Origin of the sequence: uncultured Romboutsia sp. (assembly GCF_958366745.1) — a bacterium.
In the GTDB taxonomy this organism is placed as follows: Bacteria; Bacillota; Clostridia; order Peptostreptococcales; family Peptostreptococcaceae; genus Romboutsia; species Romboutsia timonensis.
In genome coordinates this window covers 20,823-34,436 of the sequence record NZ_CATXCO010000007.1, presented here as the reverse complement: position 1 = coordinate 34,436, position 13,614 = coordinate 20,823, and the positions used below count along the sequence as shown (strand labels likewise).

At 28.6% G+C, this 13,614-nt stretch carries 16 protein-coding genes; 5 read left to right on the top strand and 11 right to left on the bottom strand.

All coding sequences use genetic code 11. The annotated features are described in order from the left end of the window. Positions 1-149: 149 nt before the first annotated feature. From Q5F54_RS01470 to dnaA, 11 genes are all read right to left on the bottom strand, one after another. Positions 150-926 carry a SigB/SigF/SigG family RNA polymerase sigma factor gene (locus tag Q5F54_RS01470; RefSeq protein WP_281538581.1) on the bottom strand — a complete coding sequence of 259 codons (777 nt, stop codon included), beginning with the start codon at positions 924-926 and terminating at the stop codon, positions 150-152. After that, positions 926-1,333 carry an ATP-binding protein gene (locus tag Q5F54_RS01465; RefSeq protein WP_143023130.1) on the bottom strand — a complete coding sequence of 136 codons (408 nt, stop codon included), beginning with the start codon at positions 1,331-1,333 and terminating at the stop codon, positions 926-928. The genes Q5F54_RS01470 and Q5F54_RS01465 overlap by 1 nt, the downstream gene beginning before the upstream one ends. A 3-nt stretch (positions 1,334-1,336) precedes the next feature. Beyond that, on the bottom strand, positions 1,337-1,654 hold the full coding sequence (locus Q5F54_RS01460; protein WP_071118846.1) for an STAS domain-containing protein: 318 nt from the start codon (positions 1,652-1,654) through the stop codon (positions 1,337-1,339). A gap of 18 nt (positions 1,655-1,672) precedes the next feature. After that, on the bottom strand, positions 1,673-1,933 hold the full coding sequence (locus Q5F54_RS01455; protein WP_071118847.1) for a hypothetical protein: 261 nt from the start codon (positions 1,931-1,933) through the stop codon (positions 1,673-1,675). Further along, entirely contained in the window at positions 1,933-2,220 is a 288-nt protein-coding gene (locus tag Q5F54_RS01450; protein WP_071118848.1) for a YtxH domain-containing protein, read from the bottom strand. The genes Q5F54_RS01455 and Q5F54_RS01450 overlap by 1 nt, the downstream gene beginning before the upstream one ends. 69 nt (positions 2,221-2,289) lie before the next feature. Continuing rightward, positions 2,290-4,716 (bottom strand): DNA gyrase subunit A, encoded by a 2,427-nt coding sequence (gene gyrA / locus Q5F54_RS01445; RefSeq protein WP_281538582.1) that lies wholly within the window; start codon positions 4,714-4,716, stop codon positions 2,290-2,292. A gap of 17 nt (positions 4,717-4,733) precedes the next feature. Then, on the bottom strand, positions 4,734-6,635 hold the full coding sequence (gene gyrB, locus Q5F54_RS01440; protein WP_277230055.1) for a DNA topoisomerase (ATP-hydrolyzing) subunit B: 1,902 nt from the start codon (positions 6,633-6,635) through the stop codon (positions 4,734-4,736). Next, complete coding sequence (recF, locus tag Q5F54_RS01435; RefSeq protein WP_071118851.1) at positions 6,636-7,751, bottom strand: DNA replication/repair protein RecF; 1,116 nt, start codon at positions 7,749-7,751, stop codon at positions 6,636-6,638. A gap of 15 nt (positions 7,752-7,766) precedes the next feature. Then, on the bottom strand, positions 7,767-7,973 hold the full coding sequence (yaaA, locus tag Q5F54_RS01430) for a S4 domain-containing protein YaaA (RefSeq protein ID WP_071118852.1): 207 nt from the start codon (positions 7,971-7,973) through the stop codon (positions 7,767-7,769). Positions 7,974-8,092: 119 nt separating this feature from the next. Beyond that, positions 8,093-9,199 (bottom strand): DNA polymerase III subunit beta, encoded by a 1,107-nt coding sequence (gene dnaN / locus Q5F54_RS01425; RefSeq protein WP_071118853.1) that lies wholly within the window; start codon positions 9,197-9,199, stop codon positions 8,093-8,095. Between the two features lie 241 nt (positions 9,200-9,440). Further along, entirely contained in the window at positions 9,441-10,763 is a 1,323-nt protein-coding gene (gene dnaA, locus Q5F54_RS01420; RefSeq protein ID WP_071118854.1) for a chromosomal replication initiator protein DnaA, read from the bottom strand. Positions 10,764-11,408: 645 nt separating this feature from the next. Here dnaA and rpmH point away from each other — a divergent pair. The 5 genes from rpmH (at position 11,409) to jag (ending at position 13,577) form a co-directional block, all read left to right on the top strand. Further along, positions 11,409-11,543 (top strand): 50S ribosomal protein L34, encoded by a 135-nt coding sequence (gene rpmH, locus Q5F54_RS01415; protein WP_007285206.1) that lies wholly within the window; start codon positions 11,409-11,411, stop codon positions 11,541-11,543. 77 nt (positions 11,544-11,620) lie between these two features. Continuing rightward, a complete protein-coding gene (gene rnpA / locus Q5F54_RS01410; RefSeq protein WP_281538583.1) occupies positions 11,621-11,962 on the top strand; it encodes a ribonuclease P protein component in 342 nt (113 codons plus the stop codon). A gap of 31 nt (positions 11,963-11,993) precedes the next feature. Next, positions 11,994-12,245, top strand: a complete 252-nt coding sequence (gene yidD, locus Q5F54_RS01405) for a membrane protein insertion efficiency factor YidD (protein WP_277230066.1) — start codon at positions 11,994-11,996, stop codon at positions 12,243-12,245. Between the two features lie 29 nt (positions 12,246-12,274). Continuing rightward, complete coding sequence (locus Q5F54_RS01400) at positions 12,275-12,973, top strand: YidC/Oxa1 family membrane protein insertase (RefSeq protein WP_277230069.1); 699 nt, start codon at positions 12,275-12,277, stop codon at positions 12,971-12,973. Next, the gene (jag, locus tag Q5F54_RS01395; protein ID WP_288525696.1) at positions 12,948-13,577 is read left to right on the top strand and encodes an RNA-binding cell elongation regulator Jag/EloR; all 630 of its coding nucleotides are present in this window, start codon (positions 12,948-12,950) and stop codon (positions 13,575-13,577) included. The genes Q5F54_RS01400 and jag overlap by 26 nt, the downstream gene beginning before the upstream one ends. The last annotated feature ends 37 nt before the right edge of the window (positions 13,578-13,614 follow it).

Here is a 13,614-nt window from a genome sequence, read left to right as displayed (position 1 = left end):
GTTTGTTAGTTTCAATTCTATAAATTAACCTACTGTTTAATTTTCAAAGTTCTTATTTCCTTGTCCCGTTTTCTTAAGGACAAGTAATAATATACTATAGATTAAACAGTAGGTCAATACTTTTTTTAAAATATTTTTATATTTTTTTTCTACAATTGCTTTTCATATTCTTTTCTAAGTTTTTCAACAATCTTTTTCTCTATTCTAGATACTGTCATTTGAGATATTTCTAACTCTTTTGCTATTGTCGATTGAGTTTTGTCTAAGAAGAATCTATCTTTAAATATCTTAACTTCTAATTCATTTAAGCTTTCCATGAATTTATTTACAAAATCTTTTTGCTCTATATTGTTAAAGCTACTTTCCTCTTCCCCAATTTTATCTATAAGAGTGATATCTTTATCTTCTGAGTCATCATTGCTAGATGAATCTAAAGATATTGGCTGATAACCATAAGATGCTTCCATAGCCTCTAAAACTTCTTCTTCACTACAACCTATGTAATCAGCTATATCTTTTACCTTTGGATGAGTCTTATTTTCTTGCTCAAGTGCTACTTTAGCTTCACTTATTTTTTTGCTCAGCTCTTGAACTCTTCTTGGAACTCTTAAGGCCCATACTTTATCTCTAAAGTATTTCTTTATTTCACCTATTATTGTTGGTGTTGCAAAACTTGAAAATTCATACCCTTTTCCTATATCATATCTATCTATTGCATATATTAGTGCTAAAGATCCTACTTGATATAAATCTTCATATTCAACGCCTTTATTAATATACTTTTTAGCTAACAAGTTTACTAAATATAAATGTCTTTCAATAAGAATATTTCTAACATCCTTATTATCTTTATCTTTACTATATATCCTAAATAACTCTTTTGTATCTACATCTAGGTAATTTGTAGCATTAGCTACATTCTTCATTAAATATCAACTCCTAAATACTTAGTCATTTTTATTATTGTTCCTTGGTTGTCTTTTGATTCTATCTTCACATCATCCATTAGTGTTTGGATTATAAATAATCCTAATCCATTTTCTTTTGGTTGTGTTAAATCAGGTGTAGCTATTGATTCTACATCGTACCCTTTACCATTATCTTTTATTTCTATATCTAATCCATTTTCTAATATAGTATATGTTATACTTACGCTTTTATCATCACTATGCTTTATAGCATTAGTACAAGCTTCTGATACTGCTACTTTCATATCTTCTATATCATCTATTGAAAAACCTATCTTATTAGCTATACCTGAAGTAGTTAATCTTATTATACTTACAAAATCAGGATTAGCACTTATTTCCATTTTTATAGTTTCACAAGCCAAAGTCTATCCCTCCACTTTAAATATTTTATCTAGACCTGTTATAGTAAAAATCTTTTTTACGTTACTCTTTGGATTTATTATATATATTTCTTTATTATCCGTTTTTAGCTTCTTTAAAACACCTATCATAGCACCTAAGCCCGTAGAATCTATATAATCTAAGTTCTCAAGATTTATCTTCATATCTAATATTTTTTCGTCCGCTAAATTATGTAAATGCTCTTTTAGCTTATCTGCTGTTGATACATCTAACTCACCTTGAAGTGATACATCCCAAAAACCATTTTCGTTATTTAATTTAGAATCTATATTCATTGACATTCTAATTCCTCCTTATTGTTATCTCCTTTTTACAAATCTGAATACTTTCGTTATATTTGTAATCTTGCTTACCATACTAACTATTTCCTCTGTATATGTTGTTATTGATGCCACATTTTCTATAGTTTCATGTATATGTCTTTCATTGTAATCTATAATTTTATATACCTTTTCTACAACTTTATTAGTAGTATTTAATAATTTTCCTATATATACAGCTATAATTAAAGCTGAAGCCCCTATTAAAAATGCTCCTATCTGCCATCCCAAAGTATTCATTACTTATTATCTCCCTCGTCGCTAAATGTTCTACTTATCACAATTTCATCTTCAGATATATGTATATTGTCATCTTCTGCAAAGTTATCGTCTATAAATTCGTTTATTTTTTCTTTTACATCATCAAATGTTCCTTGTAAAACATCCTTTGGATTTTCTTTAATTTCATCTATTTTATTTTTTGCATCTCTTCTAAGTTCAGAACCTTTCTTAGGTGCAAAAAATAAACCAGCTATAAAACCTATTAGTGCTCCTAATAATAAAAAATTTCCACGCCTTTTACTCATAGTATTTTTCTCCTCTAAAATTAAATTATATTTATATTATAAAGTTAGCAAAAAGAATAGGATATAATCCTATTCTTCTTCCATCTTTATTTTTGAAATAGAAACTACATTGACTTCGTCATCAGTTTTCATTAACTTAACTCCACTAGTTACTCTTCCAAATAATGAAATTTCATTAACTCTTAATCTTATAAGTACACCATCAGAGTTTATTATCATCATTTCATCATCTTCATTTACCATTTCTGCTCCAACAAGTTTTCCTGTCTTTTCAGCTATGTTGTAAGTTTTTATTCCTTTTCCTGCTCTTATCTGAGTTCTATATTCATTTATATCTGTTCTTTTTCCAAATCCATTTTCACTAACTACTAATACATCAGTGCCTTCTTCGCATAAGCTCATAGATACAACTTTATCATCATTAGATAATGTTATACCCTTTACACCCATAGCGGATCTTCCCATTGATCTTATATCATTTTCATCAAATCTTATAGACATACCTTCTTTTGTTACTAAAAGCACATCTTTGTTTCCATCAGTTACTTTAACACCTATAAGTTCATCATCTTCTCTTAATCCTATAGCTATTAATCCAGCTTTATTTATGTTTTTAAACTCTTCACGGTCAGTTTTCTTAACTATACCATTCTTAGTAGCTAATAATAAGTATTTGTTGTCATCCTTTTCATCTATAGCTAATAGTGTAGCTATTTTTTCATTAGGACCTAATTGAAGTAAGTTTACAATAGCAGTTCCTTTTGCTTGTCTCTTACCTTCAGGTATTTCATAAGCATTTAATCTAAATACTCTACCTTTATTTGTAAAGAATAGTAATTTACTATGTGTAGTTGTACTTACTAGGTGTTTTACGAAATCTTCTTCTCTTGTGGTAAGAGCAGATATTCCTCTACCACCTCTTTTTTGACTCTTATAAGTATCTGCTGGAAGTCTCTTTATATATCCAAAATGAGTAAGAGTTATAGCTATTTCTTCGTCCTCTATAAGGTCTCTCATATCTATTTCGCCTTCAGCATGTCTTATTTCAGTTCTTCTTTCATCAGCATAATTTTCTTTTATTATAAGCATTTCTTCTTTTATTACGTTAAGAAGTAATCTTTCATTAGCTAATATTTCTTTTAATCTATTTATTTTCTTTATTAATTCTTCATACTCAGCTTCTATCTTATCTCTCTCTAATCCAGTAAGCCTTTGAAGTCTCATATCTAATATAGCTTGAGCTTGTATATCAGTTAATCCAAACTTCTCCATTAAACCAGACTTAGCTTCTTGAGTTGTTTTAGAAGCTCTTATTAAGCTTATAACTGCATCTATATTATCTAAGGCTATTCTTAATCCTTCTAATATATGTGCTCTTGCTTCAGCTTTATTTAATTCAAACTTAGTACGTCTAGTTACTACATCTTTTTGATGTTGTACATAATGGTATAGTATTTGCTTAAGATTTAATACTTTAGGTTGACCATTTACTAATGCAAGCATTATTACACTAAATGTTTCTTCCATTTGAGAATGCTTATATAAGTTATTTAATACTATATTAGCATTAACATCTCTCTTAAGTTCTATAACTATTCTCATTCCATTTCTGTTACTTTCATCTCTAAGGTCAGATATTCCTTCTACCTTTTTATCCTTAACTAATTCAGCTATTCTTTCAACTAACTTAGCTTTATTAACTTGATATGGTATTTCTGTTACTACTATTTGTTGTTTCCCTTTTGGTAATTCTTCTATTACCGCTCTAGCTCTAACTTTAACCTTACCTCTACCAGTTCTGTAAGCTTCAGCTATATTTTCTTTACCCATTATTATTGCTGAAGTTGGGAAGTCTGGACCTTTTACAAATTTCATTAAATCATCAACTGAACACTCTTCATTGTCTATTAAGTGTACAGTTGCATCTATTACTTCACCTAAATTGTGAGGTGGTATAGATGTTGCCATACCAACTGCTATCCCGTTAGAACCATTTACTAAAAGGTTAGGATATCTTGAAGGAAGTACTGCAGGTTCCTTTAACGATTCATCAAAGTTTGGTACAAAATCAACAGTTTCTTTATCTATATCTCTTAATAATTCAAGAGCTAATTTACTCATTCTTGCTTCAGTGTAACGCATTGCGGCTGGTGAATCACCATCTACTGAACCAAAGTTACCATGACCATCAACTAAAAGTCCTCTAGTTGAGAAATCTTGAGCCATTCTAACCATTGCTAAATAAACAGCACTATCTCCATGTGGGTGGTACTTCCCTAGAACGTCCCCAACTATACGGGCAGACTTTCTATATGGTTTATCTGGTGTTAAATTTAATTCACTCATTGAATATAATATTCTTCTATGAACTGGTTTTAGTCCATCTCTTACATCTGGAAGAGCTCTACCAACTATAACACTCATAGAATAGTCTATATAAGACTTTTTCATTTCTTCTGCTATTTCAATAGGGAGTATTCTATTATTTCCTTCCATTGATACTCATCCCCTTTCTATATATCTAAGTTTCTAACGTATGTTGCATTTTCTTCTATGAATTCTCTTCTTGGAGCAACTTTGTCACCCATAAGCATTGAGAATACTTCATCTGCAAGTACTGCATCTTCTATAGATACTTGTAATAAAGTTCTTTTCTCAGGATCCATTGTAGTATCCCATAATTGTTCAGCGTTCATCTCTCCAAGCCCTTTGTATCTTTGAAGCTCTACACCTTGTCTTCCGATCTCTTCTAATAAAGTATTTAGTTGTTCATCAGAGTAAACATAATATTCTTTCTTTTGCTTTTTAACTTTATATAGAGGTGGTTGAGCTATATATACTAGTCCATTTTCTATTAATGGTCTCATGTATCTAAAGAAGAACGTTAATAATAATGTTCTTATATGTGCTCCATCGACGTCGGCATCGGTCATGATAACTATTTTATGATATCTAGCTTTTTCTAAGTCAAAGTCGTTTCCAACTCCACAACCAAATGCAGTTATCATATTTTTAATTTCATCTGACGATAATATTTTATCTAATCTAGATTTTTCAACGTTTAATATCTTACCTCTTAATGGAAGTATCGCTTGTGTATGTCTATCTCTACCTTGTTTAGCAGAACCACCGGCAGAATCCCCCTCGACTAAGAATATTTCACTCTTAGAAGGATCTTTTTCAGCACAGTCAGCTAATTTCCCTGGTAATGAAGTACTTTCTAATACACTCTTTCTTCTAGTTAATTCTCTTGCTCTTTTAGCAGCTTCTCTTGCTCTTTGAGCTCTAAGACCTTTATCTACTATTATCCTAGCTGTAGTTGGATTTTCCTCTAAGAAAGCCCCTAACTCTTCTACTGTTACGCTATCTACTATACCTCTCATAACAGTATTTCCTAGTTTAGTCTTTGTTTGACCTTCAAATTGAGGTTCTGGAAGCTTAACTGATACTACAGTTGTAAGACCTTCTCTTATATCTTCACCTAATAAGTTTGGTTCATTTTCTTTTAAAAGCTTATTTCTCTTAGCATATTCATTTATTGTCTTTGTAAGAGCTGTCTTGAATCCTGCTAAGTGAGTACCACCTTCATGAGTATTTATATTATTAGCAAAAGAATATATGTTCTCTGAATAACCATCAGTATACTGCATAGCTAACTCAACAACATAGTCATCTACTTTTTTATCTATATAAACTATTTCATCATGAATTCCTGTTCTAGATTTATTTAAGTATTTTACGTATTCTACTAATCCTCCAGTGTAATGGAATTCTTTTTTCTTTTCTTGCCCTTCTCTCTTATCCTCAAATACTATTTTTATACCTTTATTTAAGAAAGATAATTCTCTAAGTCTATGCTCTAATGTATCAAATTTAAATTCAATTTCATCAAATATTGTAGCATCTGGCATAAAGCTTATAGTAGTTCCTGTATCCTTACATTCACCTACTATTTCAAGATCTGTTGTAGGCGTACCTAATTTATATGATTGTTTGTGTATCTTTCCATCTCTGCGAACTTCTGCTACAACCCATTCAGATAATGCATTCACTACAGAAACCCCAACTCCGTGAAGACCACCAGATACCTTGTATCCTCCTCCACCGAATTTACCTCCTGCATGAAGTACTGTTAAAACTGTCTCTAGTGTAGATTTTCCTGTTTTAGGATGTATCTCTACGGGTATACCTCTACCATTATCCTTTACTGTTATACTTCCATCTTTGTTTATTGCAACATATATTTCTGAACAATAACCTTGTAATGCTTCATCTATACTGTTGTCTACTACTTCATAAACTAAATGGTGTAAACCTCTAGGACCTGTTGAACCGATATACATACCTGGTCTTTTTCTAACGGCCTCTAATCCTTCTAGAACTTGTATCTGACTTGCACCGTATTCTTGTTTCATCTAGTTCCCTCCATTCTCTATATTAATAACTTGTCCCTTTTCAATCCTGAAAATGGTTGTATTACTTTTATTAAATATATTTATATGTGAAACTTCAGCGGTAGTTATAAACATTTGAACTACACTCAAGTTATCTATCAATAGTTTTTGTCTTGTTTCATCTAATTCACTAAATACGTCATCTAAAATTAGAATTGGGTATTCTCCAACTTCATTTTTTATAAGCTCTATTTCAGATAATTTTAATGAAATAGATGCAGTTCTTTGTTGCCCCTGCGATCCATAAAGTCTAACATCTAGCCCATTTACATATATATTTAAATCGTCCTTATGTAAACCATATCTAGTTGTTCTTACATCAATATCATGCTTTCTACTTGAAACAAGTTTATCTAAGAATTTATTATATATGCTATCAATAGTATCGTCATCATTTATATCAATCTGGCTTTTGTATGTAATTGATAATTCTTCAACTGAATTTGTCAATTTAAAATGCATATTTTTAGATATATCTGCTATTTTTTTTATAAAATCTCGCCTTAAAATATATAGATAACTTCCATATCTAGCTAAACTTTCATCATAAACATCTAATAATGCTTCATCTACATTATTAGCTTTTAGCAACTGATTTCTTTGAAAAAGCACTTTATTATAATTAGTAAGATAATTATAATATTTAGGCATAATTTGACTAATTTCTTTGTCAATAAAAGATCTTCTTTCCTTTGGACCTTCTTTAACTAATCTAAGATCTTCTGGTGAAAATATCACCACGTTTAAATTTCCAAGTAATTCATGAATCTTTTGTATATGAATTTTATTTACTTTTATACCCTTTTTATTTTTTCCAATTGCTATCTCTATTAGACCATCTGTATGTTCTTTCGAAAAACTACCACCCACATACAAATTTTCAGTATCAAATTTTATAATTTCTTTATCCCTACTAGTTCTAAATGATTTCCCAAAAGATAACATATATATAGATTCTACTATATTAGTCTTCCCTTGACCATTTTTTCCTAAAAGAAGATTAACTTTTTTATTAAATTCTAAATATAAATTATTATAGTTTCTAAAATTCACTAATTGTAAACTATTTAGTCGCATAAAAGGCTCTCCTTTTTACACTACTTTTATTTTCTGTCCTTCAACTTCTACTATATCTTGAGGTTTTAATTTTCTACCTCTTCTCATTTCAACTTCGCCATTAACCTTAACTAGACCTTCTAATATTAAAAATTTAGCATGTCCACCTGTAGACACAGCATCTGCTAACTTAAGAAGTTGATCTAATTTTATATATTCTGAATCTATATTTATTTCAATCATCAATGAATTCCTCCTATTAATAAGATTTTTGATATTTATAAAACATCACATTAAATATATATTATATCACAAAATTAGCTACAAAAACCCAACTTTATTAGTTGGGTTTTATGCTTAAACTATATATTAGATGATATTCTTACAGGAAGTAGTAAATAAGTATACTTAACGTCATCAGCAGGTCTTATTATACATGGATTTATATTTGTAGTGAATTCTATAAAGATTTCCTCACTATCTATATTTTTTAATCCTTCTAAGAAATATCTAGAGTTAAATGCTATATCTAAGTATTCACCAGTTAACTCTAAATTAACTTCTTCATATACATTTCCTTTATCAGTATTTGAAGTAATTGCCATAACATTATCTCTTATTGATAACTTTATTAAGTTATTTTTCTCAGATTGTGACAATAATGATGCTCTTTCTATACTATTTAAAAGTTCTTTAGTTTTTAACTTTACTTTTGAATTATATTCTCTTGGTAATAATTTTTTATAATCTATGAAGTCACCTTCAAGAAGTCTAGTTATTATTTTAGTGTCATTTATGATAAATATTGCATTTTTTTCATCGAATCCAACTTTTACATCTTCTTCTGAAGATAATAAACTATTTACATCATTTAATGCCTTTCCTGGAATTATGACCTTAGCATTATTTGTTATATTATCAATCTTGCAACTTCTAACTGCTAGTCTATATCCATCAATAGCAACTAAACTTATATCTCCATCTACTATTTCTAAAAGTTCTCCCATTAATATAGGTTTTGTTTGATCTTGAGATATAGCAAATACTGTTTGCTTTATCATATTTTTTAATAAATCTTGAGGTATATTATATAAATCTTCTTCATTAACTTCAGGAAGTCTTGGATATTCTTTTGCAGAATCTCCTTTTATCTTAAATCTTGAATTTAAACAATTTATATATACATTATTTTCAGCATCTGTTTCTATTTCAACAAATGAATCAGGTAACTTTCTAATGATATCCCCAAAAAGTCTAGCATTTACTACAATTTCTCCCTCTTCAATAACTTCAGCTTGTGTATAAGTTTCTATTCCGATTTCTAAATCATATCCAGTTAGCTTTAATTGTCCATCTTTAGCTGATAATAAAATACCCTTTAAAAGCTCTAAAGTTGTTTTTCCATTAATAGCTTTTTGAGAAATACCTATTTTATTAGCTAAAAGTTTTTGATTACAAATTATCTTCAATGTGGATAACCTCCTTGTCGAATTTATATAAAAAAATAAATAAAAATATTAGTAGTAATAGTAGTAAGTGTTGTTGATAATGTTAATAAGTATCTATGTCTAAATAAATTCAAAGATATCAACATGTGTACAAAATGTTAATATCTTTGTTATTTTTTATATAATATTGTGTTAATAAAATTTAGACAAAAAAACTATAAACATTACATCAACATCATATCCACAAGTAAATGTTTATAAATTATCCCTTTAAATCTAAAATTATTTTCTCTATTTTAGATTTAATTTCCTCATTTACTTGTATATCTTTAACTATCTTATCGTGGGCATGAATAACAGTTGTATGATCTCTGCCTCCAAATTCTTCACCTATTTTAGGAAGTGATAAATCTGTAAGTTCACGAGATAAATACATAGCTATTTGTCTTGGATAAGCTATCGATCTTGTTCTTTTTTTAGAATTGAAGTCTTCCATTTTTATATTAAATACAGAAGCTACTTTTTCTTTTATTCTATTTACAGTAATTTCTTCATTTTTAGTAGTAGTTATTATATCTTTTAGTGCTTCTACAGCAAGATCAAAAGATATTGTTCTATTAGTAAGAGATGAATATGCAATTACTCTTGTTAAAGCACCTTCTAATTCTCTTATGTTAGATTTTATATTTTTAGCTATATAATTAGTTACCTCATTTGAAACCTCTATGTTTTCCATTTGAGCTTTTTTTCTAAGTATAGCTATTCTAGTTTCAAAGTCTGGTGCTTGAATGTCTGTTATAAGCCCCATTTCAAATCTAGATCTTAATCTGTCTTCTAATGTAGGAATCTCTTTTGGAGGTCTATCACTAGAAATAATTATTTGCTTATTAGCCTCATGTAATGAGTTAAAAGTATGGAAAAACTCTTCTTGAGTTCTTTCTTTTCCTGCAATGAATTGAATATCATCTATAAGAAGTATATCTACATTTCTATATTTATTTCTAAACTCTTCATTTCTATCATCTTTTATAGAGTTTATAAGTTCATTGGTAAATTTTTCAGATGAAACATAAACAACCTTAGCATCCTTTTTTTGAGTTATTATATGATGACCTATCGCATGCATTAAGTGAGTTTTTCCTAATCCAACACCTCCATATAGGAATAAAGGATTATATGCTCTAGCAGGAGATTCAGCAACAGCAACGCATGCAGCATGAGCAAATCTATTACTATTACCGATTACGAAAGTATCAAAAGTATATTTAGGATTTAGATTTGGATAATTTTTTTGAGGTATATTAGAAGATTTTGGCTCTTCTTCTAAACCTTCAACATATTTTTCATCTAAAACAAATTTAACTTTATACTTTTTTAATGAAAGTTGATTTATTGAACTTTCAATTAGATTTAAATATCTATCCTCTAAAATACCTTTAGTAAAATCATTAGGAACTAAAAGTATTAATTCATTCATATGTATTTTTAAAGGTATTATTTGCTTAAAAAAAGCATTAAAACTAGGTGGAGATAGCTCACCTTTTATTAATTGTAGTGTTTTGTCCCATAAAGAAACTATATCCATAGTATGAACCTCCGCATAGAATAATTGACATTTTCCACAATGTTATTAACAAAAACTAATGAAATCTATATAAATTTTATAAATAAGAATATTTATGGATAATTGTGTGGATAAAATATAATAATGGTAATTATTCTTGTAAAAGCAAAAAGTTATAAACAATATGTATATAAAGTTATAAATAGCAAAAATATATAAAGAAAACACTTTATAACTAAATTATTGTCAGTTAACTAATAAGTTATACACATTTATATCCACAGTTTGTGTATAACGTTGATAAGTTAATAAATTTTATTAATATTATACACAAGTATATCTATAATATCAGAATAAACGTCAAACTTCAATAATTTGCAACTAATTTATCCACAATATTCACCATATGTTGATAAATATATATACATACATCAATAGAGTTTCTAATAATAAAATCTTTATACTATATAAAAGATGTGAATAACACTTATACTAAAAGTCTTAAATTGTAATAATATAATGAGAGTAAAATAGTTATTTATGACTTCCAAAAACTCGTTGACAACATATATAAAAGCATTTATAATTGTATGTGTTATGTTTACTTTGAGGGTAAAGTTATTATTTTTATAAACGGAAAACAAATCTGAAAGGCGGTGTAATACGATGAAAAGAACTTATCAGCCAAAGAAAAGACAAAGAAAGAAAGAACATGGTTTCAGAAAGAGAATGAAGACGTCTAACGGAAGAAACGTGTTAAAGAGAAGAAGAGCTAAAGGAAGAAATAGATTAACTCATTAATAATTAAAAAGGCCGCTATTAAGTGGCCTTTTTGTGTAGAAAATATAATTAACAGCTGTGTTTATGGAGGTTTTAATATGGACTTCAAAAGAACCCAAGGTTTAAAAAAAGACTCTGATTTTAGAAAAGTATACAAACACGGCAAATCTTTTGCGAATAGAAACTTAGTAATGTATATACTAGATAATAAATCAGACTCTACTAGAGTAGGGATTTCAGTTTCTAAAAAAGTAGGAAATGCTATTAATAGAAATAAAATAAGAAGAAGAATAAAAGAATCATATAGATTAAATATCGATGCAAACGTTAAATATGGATATGATATTGTATTTATAGCTAGAGTTGCAATAAAAGAAGCTGATTATAAGGATATAGAAAAATCTATGACTCATCTTATAAGAAAAGCAGGATTAATATAAGTCTATATTTTTTTGCTTGGAGGTCTATATTTTGAAAAAAAAATATTATATATTAAAGGAAATTAATAGGTATTTATCGAAGTTACTTATTTACTTAGTTAGATTTTACCAAAAATTTATATCTCCTTTAAAAGGGCCGACTTGTAGATTTTATCCTACTTGTTCTCAGTATTCAATTGAAGCAATTAGAAAATATGGAGCGTTAAAAGGGATATATTTAACAATAAGACGATTATTAAAGTGTCATCCTTTTCATCCAGGAGGATATGACCCACTTAAATAAAACAACACATACTTTGGGAGGTATAGAAAGTGAACATTATAAGTAATGCACTAGGACATGTCCTAAGAATAATATTTGAACTTGTTCAAAACTATGGACTTTCAATAATATTATTCACGATAGTAGTAAAAGTATTATTACTACCACTTACAATTAAGCAAACAAAATCTACAAAGGCAATGCAAGATATACAGCCTAAGATACTAGAAATACAAACTAAATATAAAGATAAACCTGAAAAGCAACAACAAGAAATAATGAAGATATACACAGAAGCTAAAATTAATCCATTAGCAGGATGTTTACCTTTATTAATACAAATGCCTATATTAATCGCACTATTCTCTGTATTAAGAGAACCTGTTACATATGGAGTTTTTGTAGATCAAGCTCAATTTGCAACTGCAGCAAAAGGGTTTTTATGGATAAAAGATTTAACTACGCCAGATGTTATATTAGCTGTATTATCAGGAGCAACTACATTTTTAATGCAAACATTAATGATGCCTAAGGATCAGCAACAAGGTTCTATGAAGATGATGACTTATGTTATGTCAGCTATGATGTTATTCTGGGGATTCTCTTTCCCAGCAGGTCTTACATTATACTGGACAATAGGTAACGTGTTTGCAATAGCACAACACTATTTAATAATGAATCCTTTAAGAGCTAAACTGGCTGTTTCTAAGGAGGAAGTAGTAGATGAAAAGCCTAGAAATAAGAAGTAAAAGTAAAGAAGAAGCTATAAGTAAAGCGATCGAAAAACTAAATGTTAAATTAGACGATTTAGAAATTGAAGTATTAGAAAATCCTACAAAAGGTTTTTTAGGATTTTTAGGTGCTAAAGATGGACTTTATAAATTTACTGTTATAGAACAAGAAACAGAAATAGATATAGCTAAGGCATTTATTGAAAATATACTTAAAAACTCTAAAGTAGATGCAGATTTAAGTGTTAATCAAGAAGGAAATCTTATAAAAGTTGATATAAGAGGTAAAGAAGCAGCGTCTTTAATTGGTAGAAGAGGTGAAACTTTAGATTCTATACAATTATTAACAGGACTTGCTCTTAATAAAATAAATAAAAACTCTAATATGAGAGTTCTTGTAGACATAGAAAATTATAGAGCTAAGAGAGAAGAATCTTTAATTAGATATGCACACAAAGTAGCTAGAGAAGTAGCTAAAACAAAGAGAACTAAGAAGCTTGACTATATGAATCCTTATGAAAGAAGAATAATACATTCAGCTCTTCAAAATGATAAGTATGTAAGTACTTATAGTGAAGGAACAGATCCATATAGAAGATTAGTAATAGAATATATAAAATAAAATTAACCTCCTAGGTAATAGGGGGTTTTATTTTTGC